At 38.0% G+C, this 16,466-nt stretch carries 14 protein-coding genes; 3 read left to right on the forward strand and 11 right to left on the reverse strand.

Annotated features, from left to right (window positions below):
- Window positions 1–124 precede the first annotated feature (124 nt).
- The gene (locus AS4_RS15040; RefSeq protein ID WP_096734702.1) at window positions 125–1,156 is read left to right on the forward strand and encodes an AraC family transcriptional regulator; all 1,032 of its coding nucleotides are present in this window, start codon (window positions 125–127) and stop codon (window positions 1,154–1,156) included.
- Window positions 1,157–1,287: 131 nt separating this feature from the next.
- Here the strand turns inward: AS4_RS15040 and AS4_RS15045 are convergent, their stop codons facing one another.
- The 7 genes from AS4_RS15045 to AS4_RS15075 form a co-directional block, all read right to left on the reverse strand.
- Window positions 1,288–2,298, reverse strand: a complete 1,011-nt coding sequence (locus tag AS4_RS15045; protein WP_096734703.1) for a YeiH family protein — start codon at window positions 2,296–2,298, stop codon at window positions 1,288–1,290.
- Window positions 2,291–2,620, reverse strand: coding sequence for a Rieske (2Fe-2S) protein (locus AS4_RS15050; protein ID WP_096734704.1), 330 nt, complete (start codon window positions 2,618–2,620; stop codon window positions 2,291–2,293). Before AS4_RS15050 ends, AS4_RS15045 begins: the two co-directional genes overlap by 8 nt.
- Window positions 2,617–3,270, reverse strand: coding sequence for a DsbA family oxidoreductase (locus AS4_RS15055; RefSeq protein WP_096734705.1), 654 nt, complete (start codon window positions 3,268–3,270; stop codon window positions 2,617–2,619). Before AS4_RS15055 ends, AS4_RS15050 begins: the two co-directional genes overlap by 4 nt.
- On the reverse strand, window positions 3,270–4,613 hold the full coding sequence (locus AS4_RS15060; RefSeq protein WP_096734706.1) for an MFS transporter: 1,344 nt from the start codon (window positions 4,611–4,613) through the stop codon (window positions 3,270–3,272). The genes AS4_RS15055 and AS4_RS15060 overlap by 1 nt, the downstream gene beginning before the upstream one ends.
- A gap of 118 nt (window positions 4,614–4,731) precedes the next feature.
- Window positions 4,732–5,784 (reverse strand): BKACE family enzyme, encoded by a 1,053-nt coding sequence (locus AS4_RS15065; protein WP_096734707.1) that lies wholly within the window; start codon window positions 5,782–5,784, stop codon window positions 4,732–4,734.
- Between the two features lie 58 nt (window positions 5,785–5,842).
- Window positions 5,843–6,691, reverse strand: a complete 849-nt coding sequence (locus tag AS4_RS15070; RefSeq protein WP_096734708.1) for a TauD/TfdA dioxygenase family protein — start codon at window positions 6,689–6,691, stop codon at window positions 5,843–5,845.
- Between the two features lie 11 nt (window positions 6,692–6,702).
- Complete coding sequence (locus AS4_RS15075) at window positions 6,703–7,689, reverse strand: quinone oxidoreductase family protein (RefSeq protein ID WP_096734709.1); 987 nt, start codon at window positions 7,687–7,689, stop codon at window positions 6,703–6,705.
- A gap of 385 nt (window positions 7,690–8,074) precedes the next feature.
- Between AS4_RS15075 and AS4_RS15080 the strand changes: the two genes are divergently transcribed.
- Entirely contained in the window at window positions 8,075–8,287 is a 213-nt protein-coding gene (locus AS4_RS15080) for a hypothetical protein (protein WP_096734710.1), read from the forward strand.
- A 152-nt stretch (window positions 8,288–8,439) separates the two neighbouring features.
- Here the strand turns inward: AS4_RS15080 and AS4_RS15085 are convergent, their stop codons facing one another.
- The 3 genes from AS4_RS15085 to AS4_RS15095 form a co-directional block, all read right to left on the reverse strand.
- A complete protein-coding gene (locus AS4_RS15085) occupies window positions 8,440–8,898 on the reverse strand; it encodes a DUF2846 domain-containing protein (RefSeq protein ID WP_096734711.1) in 459 nt (152 codons plus the stop codon).
- Window positions 8,899–9,002: 104 nt separating this feature from the next.
- Entirely contained in the window at window positions 9,003–9,581 is a 579-nt protein-coding gene (locus tag AS4_RS15090) for a hypothetical protein (RefSeq protein WP_096734712.1), read from the reverse strand.
- Window positions 9,582–9,856: 275 nt separating this feature from the next.
- On the reverse strand, window positions 9,857–11,200 hold the full coding sequence (locus tag AS4_RS15095; protein ID WP_096734713.1) for a putative bifunctional diguanylate cyclase/phosphodiesterase: 1,344 nt from the start codon (window positions 11,198–11,200) through the stop codon (window positions 9,857–9,859).
- A gap of 988 nt (window positions 11,201–12,188) precedes the next feature.
- Here AS4_RS15095 and AS4_RS15100 point away from each other — a divergent pair.
- Window positions 12,189–14,372, forward strand: a complete 2,184-nt coding sequence (locus AS4_RS15100; RefSeq protein WP_096734714.1) for a solute carrier family 23 protein — start codon at window positions 12,189–12,191, stop codon at window positions 14,370–14,372.
- Between the two features lie 272 nt (window positions 14,373–14,644).
- On the opposite strand, the gene AS4_RS15105 is transcribed toward AS4_RS15100, so the two are convergent.
- Window positions 14,645–15,613, reverse strand: coding sequence for an esterase/lipase family protein (locus AS4_RS15105; protein WP_096734715.1), 969 nt, complete (start codon window positions 15,611–15,613; stop codon window positions 14,645–14,647).
- Window positions 15,614–16,466 lie beyond the last annotated feature (853 nt).

Here is a 16,466-nt window from a genome sequence, read left to right on the forward strand (position 1 = left end):
GAAATTTTGATAAAATTATTGAGATTAGACATACGCAAAAACTTTTATAAATGCGTATTGGCAAAGTCTTCAAACAATGATGTATTGACCAGGATGGTTAATAAAAAGACAAGGAGAGTGTGAATTGGTTCCTCTTGCACATACAGCGGTACTCAAGAATTATCTGGATGTTAGCCGACAATTAGACCTCAATCCATACCATTTATTATCTGATGCTGGAATTTATTCTGCTCAATTAAATGATTCAAAACAACGCATTTCTGTCGATAAAGTCATGGCATTATTAGAGCAATCTGCTCAAATCAGTGGTTGTGAAGTGTTTGGTCTCCATATGGCCGAACAACGTCAAATTGCTGATTTTGGTGAGCTAAGCTTATTATTAAGCTATCAACAGACGTTACGTGATGCCTTAAAAACAATTGTAAGATACCGAAATATCATCAATAACGCGCTTGAAATATATATAGAAGAAGTTGGCAAAACGGTGATTATTCGGGTAGAAGTGATTTCTGCTTCAGCAAAGTATAGTCGTCAAGCGATTGAATTGGCTTTGGGGATTACCCATCGTTTTTGTGCTGCATTATTAGCTCAAAAATGGCACCCATTAAGTATTCATTTTACCCACGATGCACCAAAAGACTTAACAGTGCATCAACGTGTTTTTGGAAGTTCACTTGAATTTGGTAGCGAGTTTAACGGTATTGTCTGCTCATCATCAGAACTTGATAAAATCAATCCTCAAGCAAATACAGCAATGGCAAACCATGCACAGCGCTATCTCGATATTGATATCTTACAAAAAGACAATGAGGCATCACTTATTTTTGATATCCGTAAAAGTATCTATCTGCTTTTACCGATGGGACGTGCCACAATTGATCAAGTCGCGCAGACCCATGAAGTCAATGTCAGAACGCTGCAACGGCGTCTAGAAGCTGCACATACAAATTTTAGTGAATTAATGAATGATGTCCGCAGAAATTTGGTATTTCGCTATTTAAAAAATATCAACTATTCACTGGCACAAGTTTCAGATATTCTCGGCTACTCTATGCCAAGCTCTTTTACCCGATGGTTTATTGGTCAATTTGGCATAACACCCAATGCTTGGCGTACCCACAATAAGACTGAGATCATTGATGAGCATACGATATAAATTCAATCAAGGTACGACTAACTAGGTATTAACATCAAAACAATAATACGAAAAACACCTCAAAACAAAAGTTTTGCAGGGGCCAACTTTATCGTTGTGCCTTGCAAAACTTTTGTTAAATCAAAGCCTGACTAAAACAACCAATGCATTAGGCCTAATACCAACAATACCAGAAAAACACTTTCTCCAATCATCAGCAGGATCGGTTTAATACCCACTGTTGCTAACTCTTTTAATTGTGTTTTCATCCCTAGCGCACTAATCGAAATAATCAGACACCAACGGGATAATTCATTCATTCCAGTTTGAACAACTGTAGGTACCCATCCAGTACTATTTATACAGGCAAGAATTAAAAATCCTACTGCAAACCAAGGCAATAATGGCGGTCTTTTGCCCGTAGAGGGTACACCTTGCATACGGGTAATCATGGCTGCGCAGATGATGACAGGTAAAAGCATGGCAACTCGCATCAATTTCACCACTGTTGCAGTATCGCCTGTTTCCGTAGACATGCTATAGCCTGCCCCCACCACTTGGGCGACATCATGGATGGTTGCGCCTAAAAAAATCCCTGCATGTTGTGGTGTCAATTCCAACCATCGCGCAATCATGGGATAAACAATCATTGCTAAAGTTGAAAGTGCAGATACTCCAATGACGGTGAATAAGGTTGCTTTTTCTTTTTGTGGATGACTGGGTAAAGCTGCAGACAAGGCCAATGCTGCGGAAGCTCCACAGATCGCTGTCGCGCCACCAGTCAGCATACCGAAAAATTTATTAAACCCGAGCACTTTTGCTGCGATGACTGAAGCAAAAATGGTAATGACGACCAATGAAATGACCAAAACAATGGGTTGCCAACCTAGCGCAGTCATTTGCTCAAGGGTAATTCGCATTCCGAGTAAGGCAATCCCAAAACGCAGTACTTCTCGCGCAGTAAATTCGATACCCGCTTTACACTTTCCTTCTGTTGCAAGAAAGTTCACACCCATCCCGAGCAACAAAGCGAATAACATCACTGGCGCACCATAATGCTCAGATAAAAAACAGGCCGCAGCGGCAACCACAGTACTGACAATAAATCCGGGCATAAGCGCACTTAGCCGTGGCTGCCAAGCCATAGAATCTAATTTACTCATCTAGCGCTACTCCACAATCCAAACCAATAAAAACATTTTCGCCAATCACTTCTACTGGGTATGATTGAACTTGTAGCTGTGTTGAATTGAGTAAATAACCATTTGCCAAGTCAAAGCGTAAACCATGTGCGCAACATTGAATTACCTTGCCTTCTAATTTCCCATTGAGAAATGAGGCGCCCTGATGTGGACAACTGTCATTAATCGCATAAAATTGTTCGGCAATATTAAATAAAATTAGGGATCGGTCACCAATCATCAAAAAGGATCGATTGCCTAAAGTTGGGATTTTTTCTTGAGGAACTTGAAAACGCAAGCTCATACCATTTGTCCTTGTACTTGAAGGGTATCCAGCATTGCTTGATAAAGTGCACTTGCATGTTGTGCCCCTGCCATTGCAAAACTACCATCAAAAACAAAATACGGTACCCCTTTACCCCCTGTATCTGCTGAGATAAAAGGAACAAATGGTTTTGCTAAAATATCTTCAACCACCTCATCCGCAAAACCGCAATACATGGCTATTTTCTGCAATGTTGCTAACTCGCCTATATTTTCCGAATGATGAAAATAGGCTGTGAATAGCGCATCTAAAAATCGCTCACTTTGATCTGAATGATATACTTTTGAAATATTTGCAAAAATATGATGTGCCATAGCTGTGTTTGGCATACGCCGAATTCGATCAAAATCAATATCGACATTGACCGCCTTCGCAGCTTGACGAACTTGAGTTTGGCGCATTCGAACGGCTGTTGAACTGCCTAATCTTTGTAAATAAAAGGCATCAAAAGGAACACCCACCAGCGGAATATGGGGTAAAAGCTGTACACCACGCCACTGGATATTGACCACAACATCTGGATCACTTTGTTTTAATTTTTGAATCGCAGTCTGTAAATGACGTTTTCCAATCAAACACCAAGGACAGATAAAATCAAAAAAAACTTCAATATTCATTTTACGCGTCATTACTGATTACCCATATTGCATGACTGTGCTTGTACTGTTTGACCTTGTCGTGCTACTTGTGCATTAAATTTTTTAATATCATGGGCATAATGGCGTTTTGCATAGAAGAATACGGCGGCAGCCACAATGCTCATCAGAGGCATCAATTGAAAAGCATGGTGTAAACCAATCACGTCAGATAGCTTTCCAATCACTAAAGGCCCTAAAGCCAAGCCGAGAAAATTATTTGCCAACGTTAATGTTGCAAAAGCTGTGCTATGTACAGAATGATGTGTCAGGTTGGCAACCATTGCACTGGATGGCCCATTGGTACCCAATGCGATAAACATCCCAATACAAATCATAAGCAGTTGAGCATTTCCAACAGATATCGCAAAAGCAATGGATAACAACACACAACCGATCAAGCAAAATGCAATCGCTAAACTGACTTTTCGGTCTGGTCGATCTCGTCCTAAACGATCACATAACATCCCACATAAAATCGTCCCCACTGCACTACTGAGTACCACCATTGCCGCGACCAGCCCCGCTTTATCAGTCCCCAATCCGTAATATCGATTGAGATAACTGGGAAGCCAAACGATGACCGTGCCACCCACAAACAATTGCAAACCACTGCCAATATAAGTGGCGATCACAGACCGACTTGAATAAATTGATCGCAAAGGAGTTGCCGACTTATCCTGTTTCTGTTGGGTTTTAATTTTGCCTTGAACGGTTCCTATCTTGTTTTCTTTAACCACAATAGGATATAAAAATGCCAGAATCAGCCCAAAGACGGCCATTCCACCAAATGCCCAACGCCAGCCAAAATGTTCAGCCATAACACCGCCTAAAGCCATGCCTAAGAATGAGCCAAACACACCACCTGCCATAAAAGCACTTGCTAAAGTTGCACGCATATCACGAGGAAAAACCGATACAACAACAGCAATCCCGACACTGCCATAAGCAGCTTCGCCAACACCCACCATAAATCGGGCAATAAACATATGTTGATAACTTTCAGCAATTGCACAGCCTAAGGTTGCCATACTCCACAACACAGCCATCAAAGTTAAGCTTTTTACTTTGCCAAAACGATCTGCCAAGATCGACAAAGGTAAGGTTAATAAACCCACCATCAAGGCCACAATCCCACTTAATAATCCAAGTTGGCTGTCTGTCAAAGCCCATTCACTTTTGATCAGTGGGAATACTGCATTTAAGACTTGCCGTGACATATAGTCAGAAATCAGCAAACCAAATGTCAGTGCAAAAACCAACCATGCATATTTACGTGGAATGCCAACCGAAGTATCTACACCGTCCGCAGGACTTGAATATTGATGCGCATCCATACGTTCTCCTTGTGTTTTTATAATTTCTCATTCAGTTTTTTGATGACTACGCGACTTCACAGTAAGGTAATCATCTTTTTCTCACCGTTTGAATCAAAAATCCTTTTGGCTCAAATCATTATTTACGCTGTGGAACACCCTTTTGACCTGCTTTACGATTGGGCGCCATACCATTTTCCAACAAAGTTTCTTCAATCGTGTCGTATTGCACGCCAATACGATAAATTTCACGTGCTTCTTTACCTGATGCAACTTCACGACCTAATTCATGAGCAATACGCACGGTCTGTTGAATTTGCTGTACTGAAGAAAAACGCTGACCTTGATGATCGATAATGGTGTCTTCATTTCCGACACGTGCATGTAGGCCCATTGCCATTGACATGGTGTTAAACGGCAAGACATTTTTAAGTAAAGACTCTGAAGTTAAAGTACAACCATCCGGTACGCGATGAATAAAGTTAAAGAAATTAAATGGATTTGGCCCATCAAATCCACCACCAATTCCAATCCAGGTTAGATTCAATGGACCTTTATACAGCCCTTTACGTACTATACGTTCCAGCGTTTCTAAACCATGCATCCCGGTTAACTGGAAATGCGGTTGAATGCCATTTTGAGTTAAACGCTTTAAATGCTCTGCAACCCAAGCTGGACCTGCGGGTACTGTCATTTCTGCATAAGCTGCCTGAATTGCTGGATGTTCCAAAGAAGTGCCTTCTAAATATTCAGGATAGAGCAACTCCATAATATTCATTTGAGTGGTATTGATCGCCACGGTTACTTGGTCTGGTTTTGGCATTAATTCAGCTAGCATATGACGCGTATCATCACTTAACCAAATTGCAGCTTCACCTTCACTTTCTGGAGCAAAAGAAATTGATCCACCCACTTGAATGATCATATCAGGCACCGCTTCACGCACACCAGCAATGAGTTCATTAAACTTAGACAGACGTTTCGAACCTTTCCCATCCAGCTCTCGAACATGCAAATGGAGGACTGAAGCACCTGCTTCATAGCACTCTACCGCTTTTTGAATTTGTTCTTGCATGGTCACGGGGATATCTTCAGGAAAATCCTCAGGCATCCATTCAGGCCCATAAGGCGCTACCGTAATCACCACTTTGTCCATGTTTTCAGGGTGCAATGAGTCATCAAAGAATTGCATAAACATCTCCATATGTATTTTAAAATTAGGGTTTGGATAAAATCGTTAACTGCTCAGCTTAGTAAGTTGCATCGCCAATAATGCCGGCCCGTTCCATTTTTCGATGACATGGTGGATAGTCCATTACGGCATAATGTTGTGTACTGCGGTTGTCCCAAATTGCGATACTATTCGGCTTCCAACTCCAACGAACTTGGTACTCAGGAATATAGGCTTGGGTAATTAAATAACGCAGTAAATCGGTTGCACCGGGATTGGCATCTTGTCCAAAACGGACATGTTCTTTGGTATGGTAATTACTAAAATGAGTGGTAAAGGCGTTGACATAAAGAATCTTCTCACCTGTCTCAGGATGCGTACGTACCACAGGATGTTCTGCATCGGGGAACTGTTCTTTTAATGCCAAACGCTTTTCAATCGGCATCATTGCGCCAAAACTGGCTTCAATACTGTGATAGGCGCGTAAATTTGCAATTTTTGTTTTGATTTCTACGGGTAGATTTTCATAGGCCATCACCATATTGGTCCACATGGTATCTCCACCCACTGTCGGACATTCAATACAGCGTAGTACACAACCCATTGGCGGAACTTTGCGCCAGCTTGCATCGCTGTGCCAAGCATTTTCATAACGATCAATTGGGCTCTCTGGGCTTTTATAAATTTGTACCAGCCCAGGATGCTCTGGATGACTTCCAACGGCAGGATGACTTTCTAGTTGTCCAAAGCGCTTAGCAAATGCTACATGTTCAGCTCGGCTTAGGTTTTGATCTCTTAAAAATAAAACCCGATGCTTTAACAAATTCTGACGAATTTCAGTAAATAGCCCATCATCGTCAATGGCATCTGCCAGATTGACGCCCAATAATTCTGCACCGATATTGCAACTTAATTGTTCAACTTGCATAAGATATCCCTTCAAATGACAAAAATTGATGATCCTGTGGTTTTACGTGCTTCTAGATCACGGTGAGCTTGAACTGCATCCTTGAGTTCATAGCGTTGATTGATTTCAATTTTGATGCGCCCATGTCGGACATGATCAAATAGCTCATTGGCAAGTTCTTGTTTTTCTATAGGATCAGCAATGAAATCTGCCAGTGCTGGACGGGTCATATAAAGAGAACCTTTCATTGCCAACAAGACGGGATTAAATTCTGGAATGGCACCAGAAGCAGTCCCCACACAAACCAATAAGCCACGGCGTTTTAACGAATCAAGCGATGCCATAAACGTATCTTTACCAACACTATCAAAGACCACATTTACACCGACCCCATCGGTTAATTCTCGTACTCGTTCTGCAACATTTTCATAGCTATAATTAATGACGTGGTCACAGCCATGTGCACGGGCAATTTGCGCTTTTTCTTCTGAAGAGGTTGTACCAATCACAGTTAAACCGAGTAACTTTGCCCATTGAGAAACAATCAAGCCCACACCACCAGCGGCGGCATGTAATAAAATGCTGTCCCCTTTTTTAAAGTCATAAATACGACGCATTAAATAAGCCGAGGTTAATCCCCGCATGGTCATTGCTGCGGCTGTTTCACAAGAAATTTCTTCAGGTAGTTTGATTAATACATCAGCTGAGATTAAACGTGCAGTGCTATAAGCACCTAAAGTATTTAAAAAACCGGTATAAGTGACTCGATCACCCACATGAATGTGAGCTACCCCCTCACCCACGGCTTCGACTACACCAGACGCTTCTACGCCCATACCGTTTGGCAATGGAATTTTATATGTGCCGTCGCGAAAATAAGTGTCAGCATAATTTAATCCAACTGCCACATGACGCAGACGCACTTGCCCTGCTGCTGGTTCACCAACATCGATGTCTTCATATTGCAAAACATCTGGTGTTCCTGTTTCATAAAACCGTATTGCTTTATTCAATGCCATTTCCCTATCCATGCCGTATTTTTATCAATATTTAAAAATCATGATTAAAACTACAACACAGCAGATGCAGCTCACTTTACATAAGACGACACTGACTTAGCATTTTACGACACGCTTGTGGTTAAAATTGTAAGCTAGTTTAGTAAGGCACTGTTTTTGAGTTGTTTTATTGATTTGAATATTTTTTATAGTTTATCTTGAGTGGATTTTTTATCCCAAATTTTAATGTGTTCTATCTATTGAACGTCAAAATTTTAGTAATCCACTTTTACAGTCTGCAGGTCAGCATGATTTACAGATTTGGTGTGGACGAGGTGGCTTTAAGTATACCAATTTAATCAAAGCGAATTTTGAAGCAAACAAAGCATATCAAATTGGCTATGAAATGAATCCAAATAAACAAGAGGGTTGTGTATTTTGGATAACTGATTTAACAACAAAAAAACCTATTACTGAATTAATCACAGGTATTGAAGCAGGTGAGTATGCTAATCCAAAAAAACTTAGACCATTAAAAAACTTTATTGAACCTCGTCCAATAGTCAGACAAGGCTATACTGTCCCAATCCGTGTAATTAATAAAATGGGTCATAATTAAAAATTTCTATTGGTTTCCCTTAAATAGGTACTAAGCATTCAACCTACAATTAGTCAGTTTTTCTGCCTAGTACCAAAAAGCACATCTGCTATGAGATCTAATTGTTACGACTAAACAAATTTCCATCAACCGCTTAACACCACTAGAAAAATCTACTTAGTGCATGTTCCCTTTTCGGCTAGATTTAATTTTTTTATAGCTTTTTGACCTTCAGCATTATCCAACAATTTCAAACCTGCTCCAGCGACCACAAGACCTGGTCTCATATACTGTTTAATAAAATAATTCTCTCCGCTCTTGGCCTGAAGCTTAAGGTCATTAGGTGAAAATTCAGATTCAGTTGAAATGGTATACTCCTGATCGCCTGGAACTTCCTCATAAAAGAAAACATTTGGCGCTGTTTCACCAATGCATTTACCATTGATTTTTATGTCTTTTTTAAGTACACCACCAAACCCACCAGTACGATAAATATATAATCCAGATTTTCCTTGTTCTGGCTGCTTAAATTGTTTAGCGGATGCCGTTAGTTCCTGATTTGCAACGGGTACAGATGCACAACCTGTAAAAAGAAGTGCTGTTGTAATTGCAGTAAATAACGTTTTGTTCATTTTCCGTTCCTTTAAAATTTAAATACAGTTCTGATGAGCATAAAATCAATCTAAAATTTTTAAAACTCAATAAATATCAATAGATTAAAAATATTTTAACAGATTTAAACTAAAGGCAATAATCTACCAGTTGTTAAATCATCAAATAATGATGGGTATTCATCACCTCGAACAGTTCCACCAGTTGAACAAGATCCAATATTTTCTCTATAACGTACAAGGTACTCAAATAATGTTCCAAATTTTTTTACGGTATCGCTATTTGTATCACGCTCATAAACAATATCATTTGAATCTCTTGTATACATAAAGAAAATATTCATATGTTCATTTTCGCCACATATCTCAAAATATTGCTTTTCCACTAGATCAGATACACCACAGTTCTCTAAAAACTTAACTGTTGGATCATCTTCAGACATTAAATCATTTTGTCTTTCCAAACTAAAACCTGGACCTCGGTAATAACGATATATATAAAAATCATCACCAAATAAAAGCCCACCTGAACATTTCCCCATAGCCATGAGCAACTCTTTTAATTGCCCATGCACAGAGATATTATTTAAGTTCTCGATTTCACTTATTTCATCTTCTGTATATCCTTTAATTCGATCCAAGTGTTCAATAAAGTGGTTTTTTTCGGTTCTTATAGAGGCAAGTGTTGCAACTAAATCATTCATAATATACACCTTATGGATTTTGACGGGTAGAACCATGATTAACTAACATCGAAAAGTTAGGGTTTTTCTCAACAAAAATATTAAATGCATAAATTACTCTACTCAATAAATTAACGAAGATACACCACTAAGACTTAGCACCAAAACTTAGCTAACTTAGGAAATATTTAATTTATAAACATCTAATTTTTAAAGACTTATATAATAAAACCATTGAATCAAAGATAGAGCTAAAACAGTCTATTTCTTATTCTTATGATCACTTTTCGCAAACTTTAATGATTTTCCTCAGCTATTTTGTTCATAAAATCCGTTAAAGGCATTGGACATCCCCATAGATAGCCTTGAAATTCAGTACAGCCATTTTCTTGAAAGCGATTAAATTGCTCAACGGTCTCAATCCCCTCTGCTAACACACGCAGGTTTAAATCAAGGCCAATTTTAACAATCCCATAGACCAATTTATTACACCGCTCATCATCTAAAGCCGCTTGTACAAAACTCTGATCAATTTTGATTTGGCTAATCGGCATTTTCTGCAAATAGCTTAATGATGAATAACCTGTACCAAAATCATCTAAAGCAAGCTGAATGCCATTTTTATCCAAAAAGCCCATTTTTTCTATAACACTTTCAATATTATTTAACGCAACCCTTTCAGTTATTTCTAATATGAGTTGGGATGGAAGCACTGCATTTCTCTGCACCATAGAGGTCACGATTTGCTCAAAATTCTCTTGCATAAAATGATCAGCACTTATATTGACTGAAAGTGTAAGATCTTTTGTAGATTCATTTTCACGCCAGTCTTGTAATACCTTGCTTGCCTGAATCAGTATCCAATCTCCAATTTTAGGCATTAACTCCAAAGTTTCCGCTACAGGAATAAAATCTTTTGCAGGGATATAACCAAGTGTCGGGTGACGCCAACGTAGCAAAATTTCAGCGCCTATAATTTTTTCAGAAGAATTTACTTGAGGTTGATAAAAAAGCTCAAACTGTTGTTTTGAAAGTGCCAAGCGGAGATCCTGCACCAGCTTATTTTCTATCTGCAATTCCAATTGCATCACAAAAATTGAGATACAAATCATTAAGGTGGCAACGGATATTGCAATCCAACCACCATAAGCTCGAATGCTTTCAGCTAAAGGTATTGCTCCATCTAAAGTAAACGCACTCCCGCTAAAAAAGATAAAAGCGGCAATGGATAAGATAATTAAAATTAGTTGTAACGCATTGGGATCTCTTCGATAATTCAAATATCCCAATATAGCCCCTGCTGGAAGAAATAAATGCGCAACTCTGGGGTGGTCTATTGTAGCGACATCAAATATTAAGCAAAAAACCACAGGAAAAATAAAGAGGACAATTTGTGAAACCAATATGCCCGCTGAAATTCGATGGATATAAATCAAAAATAAGCTGAAGATCGACATTGTTGTAAAAAAAATATCAATACAAACAATGAACCACATCTCAGCAAAGCTAAAATATATTGTCCAAAATAGGCAAAATGCGATACAGATAATAATGTTTGCTTTAGCTGCAATCGTTATTTGTTGGTTTTTTACGGCGTTGAAATGCTTGTTTTGGTTTTTTAAATAGGATAAAACGACCATAAATACCCCCATTACAAATATTTATTGATCAAGTATCCGCATTGTTTTTATACACAATTTCAGAATCACATCAATAAACACTAAGCTATTAAAAATACTTATAATTTATAAATATCTGACTTGTTAATATGCTTGATTAGCTTTAAAAAAACGAATGTCGTCTTCAATTTAGTCCCTTAAATAATTATCCATCTCGTAATCCATCCATTTATATTTTTTGACATTTATAGCTCAAAAGTGTTCAAAATCAATATTGTGAATAATATTAAAAATAGTCGTGAAGGTAAAAAGTATTTTTTAATGAAATTGTATCAGCTCCTGCACCCTACTAAGCGAGTTGTACTCAACAAACCGTTTTATTTGAAGATCCATTTCAGATACAAATGAAATATAACATGTTTTTTCACATGATATAGCGCCAACAGATGAGTAGATAAAGTAAATATATCCGCAAGCATTGTGTAGTTAAAACACCACAATACTCATTTTTACTCATTCAAATAAACAACTAAATTCACGTGAAAAAACATATTTTCTAAAATATTTCATAAACCCTACAAAACCCAATATAAAAACAATATAAGTTTTACATCTGAATAATTTTTTGGAAAAAAATCTCACGGCTCGCAAGTAAAACTTACCTATTAAAAAACAAATACATCACCATCCCTTATTGCTCAAGCCATAAGTTATACAGACTTCATCAGCACTTTTTAGCCAAAAACCTAAAAATCAAATTAAAATTAACGTATTAAAATACTTATAATTTAACTAAATTGTTCGAATAAATATTTAAGAGTTTCTTTAATATTCAGAAAAATTTATCATTTGTAAAGCTGATATAGAGTTTCTTTCATAATCTGTTGTCATTTGGTCTTTATTAAAGTTTACCGACACATTCTCATCTAACTTAGGCAAGTTTGGTGTACAGCATGAAACAGGCTGTATCCAGATGCATATCAAACTTATAAATTTGCCGAGAATATTTATGCAACAGGAATTGGTTCCCAGAAGAAAGTTTTATACAAATGATTTGCTCTCAGGTTTAGTTGTTTTTTTAGTCGCTCTACCGCTCTGTTTAGGTATAGCCAGTGCCTCAGGTGCACCCTTGATTTCCGGTATTATTGCAGGTGTCATTGGTGGAATCGTTATCGGTTATTTGAGTGGTTCTCATATCAGTGTGTCAGGTCCCGCTGCTGGGCTTACCGCTATTGTTTTAACACAGCTAGATAAGCTTGAAGGCAACTATCAAGCTTTTTTATTTTGTTTGGTTTTAGCGGGTCTCATCCAATTATTTTTCGGGTTATTTCGGTTGGGAACCTATTCAAATTTTATCCCAACCAATGTGATTATGGGACTTCTTGTTGCCATCGGGTTAATCTTGATCATCAATCAGCTTCCTCTACTCTTTGGGATTAAAACCGAAATTCTTCAACAACGTTGGGGCGAAGGGATAGGCCTATTACAGCATCTTGATTATGGTGCGGCAATCATTGGTATCTCAAGTATATTCATTATTTTATTGTGGGATAAAACACCTTTAAAAAAAATGGTTGTACCCTCTGCACTTATTGCGGTTATTTTTGCGGGACTCTTAAACTATTTTTTTATCAGTGCCAATTCCAGCCTCGCAGTCAGCACTGAACATCTGGTCAATCTTCCCAATATCTTTTCAGGTGTTGAATCAATTATCAGTTTCCCTGACTTCACTCAATGGAATAATCCTATAATTTATACAGGTGCCATTACACTGGCGATCGTCGCCTCGCTTGAAACACTATTAAATCTAGAAGCTGCGGACAAAATGGATCCGCAAAAGCGTGCCTCTCCGCCAAACAAAGAGTTGGTGGCTCAAGGTATCGGAAATACCATGTCTGGTTTAATTGGAGGTATGCCGATTACCTCAGTGATTGTTCGAAGTTCTGTCAATGCAGCAAGTGGTGCAAAGACTAAATTCTCTGCAATTTTTCACGGTGTTTTATTGATTATTGCGGTTTTATTCCTGACACCATTAATCAATGTTGTTCCATTATCTTCCCTTGCCGCTATTTTAATTTTAACTGGCGTAAAATTAGCCAGCCCTTCACTTTTTAAACGGATCTATGCTCAAGGATGGAAGCAATTTCTACCCTTCATTGTAACGGTTGTTGCAATTATCGCGACGGATCTACTTATCGGTATTTTATTAGGGCTGTTGATTAGTTTTATCATTGTATTAAAAAATAATTTATTCCGTGGTGTTCGTATCATCCATGAAGCACATTTGCATGGAAATATTACCCGTATTGAACTGGCACCCAATATTAGCTTTTTAAATCGTTCAGCGTTGGTTTCTGCCTTAGAGAAAATAGTCAGTGGCGATACTGTAGTGATCGATGCGTCGAATACCTATTATATTGATCCGGATGTATATCAAGTAATTAAAGATTTTAGGGATGAAACAGCTGCAGAAAATGGCATCGATGTAAAACTAATTGGCTTTAAAATACATTATCCTGAAATTAAAGAAGAAGAACTGGATATTGATGTCAGTACTCAGGAAATTCAACGACAACTTACGCCTGCACAAGTGTTTCAGCTACTCAAAGAAGGCAATCAACGATTCGTTAATCATGAACGGATTTATCATAATATTGCTCGTCAAATTCAGGTCACTGCACAATCTGGACAGCATCCATTTGCAGCAGTTCTAGGCTGTATGGATTCACGTGCGCCAACTGAACGGATTTTTGATGTTGGTATTGGTGACTTATTTAGTCTACGCATTGCTGGAAATATTGCGGGCGAAAAAGTATTGGGCTCTCTAGAGTTCGCCTGTAAGAGTAAGGGTTCCAAATTAATTTTAGTATTGGGTCATACAGATTGTGGTGCAGTGACAGCAGCTTGTCAGATGTATGAACAAAAAAAGGATATCACTCAACTCAACGAAACCCCACATGTACAATATTTTCTTAAACCGATTATGCAGGCGGCAGAAAACGTACATAAAGAAATGACTGATTACCAACTCACCAGTAATTTCATTCAGGCGGTGACCATTGCAAATGTACAAAATAATATTGCCTATATCTTAAGAAATAGTCCAGTACTGAAAAAGATGGTCGAAGAAGGTGAAATTGGCATTGCAGGTGGTATTTATGATGTAAAAACAGGAAAGGTGGATTTTTTATAAAGTCTATACCTGCATGATTTCGTTATGATCTGTATAAGGATATCAGCATAAAACTGGTCTTAAAGACAAGTGTAATGATCGACATGGATGTCATCTTCCCCTTTTACAAAGATCTCTAATAAATCTTTATCAGCTTTCTATTCATAGATAAAAAAATCTAAATTTTTAGAAAAGATTAAACCTAAAGCCAATCATTGTGTTCTAAACAAAAGAAGCCTGAATATTCAGACTCCTTTATGATGTGCTTAGGGTCTATTGCTTATGATATACCCTTATAACCCTTCAAGTTTTAGACGATTGACCTGTTGACGATAAAGTGACACAGGATCTGGTCCAAACCATGCTTTCAAGCCCAAAATCTGATTGATTTCATCTAGGTGTGTTTGATTATAGTCGTCTCGAATCACCTGGCCGAAATGTGCATTGCAACGGTTAACCAAACCATCATTGTCATTATTTTTATAAGATCTCGGTGCCATGGTGGAAATGGCAACGTCAATGACATCAAGTATATTGGTTGCTTGAGCTTTACCTGTCCACGAATAATGATAAACCCCATTACTGGTAATCTTCTGACCATTGCCACAATCAGATGGAATTGCTGCAGTTGGGAAACGCGCATTGAATTCAGCAGAACCCTTTTCACTTAATGATTTCAATGAGCGATCCAGACTAATTGGCAAATCAGGATTACCTTGTAAGAGTAGTTCCACTGGCGCAACGATATACTGTCCTAGGATTGTAAATAAAAATTTCTCACTAGGATTATCCAACATATCATCTCCGACTTTGGACCCTTTAAACGTTCCAGCAACAGCAGTGAGTGAAGCGACTTTCTCAGGTGCAATGGCTTCAATATAACGAATGGTCGGTCCACCATGACTATGACCAATTAGATTAACTTTTGACTTTCCTGAGAGTGCCAAAACTTCATCTACTTGTTGTAGCAACTGCTCGCCACGAACTTCGGTGGATTCTAGTGGAGAAACCTGTGTTGCATAAACCGTCGCGCCATTACGTGCCAAATCGGGAAGAACCTGATAAAAATAATCCATACCAAAAGCTGTAGGACCGAGTCGAGTAAAACCAAACATCCCATGGTTAAATACAACTGGATATTTGGTTTTTGCATAATCAGAAGCCACATAGTTGCTGCTAACGCTCTGTAAACCAGAAGCAAAAACTGGCATAGCCAATGTGGCCAAAGCCACAATACTGGCGGTGAGTAAAGTCTGTTTCATATATTTCCCTGTTAGCTGAATTTCTTTTTATTTAGAAATCAGCATCATTCACGTTATAAATCCTCTATAACCATGCATTTTTTGTTTTTTTGCATAGTGCTCCTCATAAATAAAGCTGTCATCTAAAAGCCTTATTTACTCAATCCTATTTACCCTCCTTGGTCATAGATATTTTCAAAATTCTGTAGGCACATTTATTCTGGTTGATTGCATAAATGAAGTGACTGCATTTGTTTGACTAAATCACGCAGTGTCCTCATATCTTTTAGTTTTGACTGTTGCTGAATTTCTTCTTTTCGGCCTTTCTAAAAGCACATTAAATTATTTTTCCAGTTTTGAGCTTGCTCAGTAGCTGAAAGATTTTCATGATCTATCACGTTTATTCGCTTGACTGTGTAAATATTGTAAGTCGCTTATCTGTCTAAGCAGATCGTCGATTTCTCAATCCATAAGGAATAGGTTTTACAGCTTTCTCATATTCAATAAAACCTATTGATAATATTTAAAATATTTCTGAATTTAATTAAGCAGCTGTTGGCGACTTTGTTGTTTAGGATATGAAAAGAACGAAAAGTAACTCATCAGTTCATTTTGCTGAAAAAGCTGAGATACAACTTTAGAGATGCTGTGTGAAGCCAAGAAAATCGTCCCGTTGGCTAAATACCATCTAAACAAATACATGTGAATAGTCATCATTATTTGTAGAGCAACTTACATGACAAAATTTTTGAATGGAAGCTATTAGGCAACATAGGTTGTATAAAAATAATTTTGGAAAACCGCACTCATCTTCTAATTAAATAGATTTGAATCTTAGTTTTGTTCACTACAAACAACCAAGCATACACTGAGG

Origin of the sequence: Acinetobacter guillouiae (genome assembly GCF_002370525.2) — a bacterium.
GTDB lineage: Bacteria > Pseudomonadota > Gammaproteobacteria > Pseudomonadales > Moraxellaceae > Acinetobacter > Acinetobacter guillouiae.

Bases quoted from the DNA above. Each gene is read 5' to 3' on its own strand.
- AS4_RS15045 (WP_096734703.1), bottom strand. From the start codon at position 2,298: ATGAGTAAATTAGATTCTATGGCTTGGCAGCCACGGCTAAGTGCGCTT.
- AS4_RS15050 (WP_096734704.1), bottom strand. From the start codon at position 2,620: ATGAGCTTGCGTTTTCAAGTTCCTCAAGAAAAAATCCCAACTTTAGGC.
- AS4_RS15055 (WP_096734705.1), bottom strand. From the start codon at position 3,270: ATGACGCGTAAAATGAATATTGAAGTTTTTTTTGATTTTATCTGTCCT.
- AS4_RS15060 (WP_096734706.1), bottom strand. From the start codon at position 4,613: ATGGATGCGCATCAATATTCAAGTCCTGCGGACGGTGTAGATACTTCG.
- AS4_RS15065 (WP_096734707.1), bottom strand. From the start codon at position 5,784: ATGCAATTCTTTGATGACTCATTGCACCCTGAAAACATGGACAAAGTG.
- AS4_RS15070 (WP_096734708.1), bottom strand. From the start codon at position 6,691: ATGCAAGTTGAACAATTAAGTTGCAATATCGGTGCAGAATTATTGGGC.
- AS4_RS15075 (WP_096734709.1), bottom strand. From the start codon at position 7,689: ATGGCATTGAATAAAGCAATACGGTTTTATGAAACAGGAACACCAGAT.
- AS4_RS15080 (WP_096734710.1), top strand. From the start codon at position 8,075: ATGAATCCAAATAAACAAGAGGGTTGTGTATTTTGGATAACTGATTTA.
- AS4_RS15085 (WP_096734711.1), bottom strand. From the start codon at position 8,898: ATGAACAAAACGTTATTTACTGCAATTACAACAGCACTTCTTTTTACA.
- AS4_RS15090 (WP_096734712.1), bottom strand. From the start codon at position 9,581: ATGAATGATTTAGTTGCAACACTTGCCTCTATAAGAACCGAAAAAAAC.
- AS4_RS15095 (WP_096734713.1), bottom strand. From the start codon at position 11,200: ATGGTCGTTTTATCCTATTTAAAAAACCAAAACAAGCATTTCAACGCC.
- AS4_RS15100 (WP_096734714.1), top strand. From the start codon at position 12,189: ATGCAACAGGAATTGGTTCCCAGAAGAAAGTTTTATACAAATGATTTG.
- AS4_RS15105 (WP_096734715.1), bottom strand. From the start codon at position 15,613: ATGAAACAGACTTTACTCACCGCCAGTATTGTGGCTTTGGCCACATTG.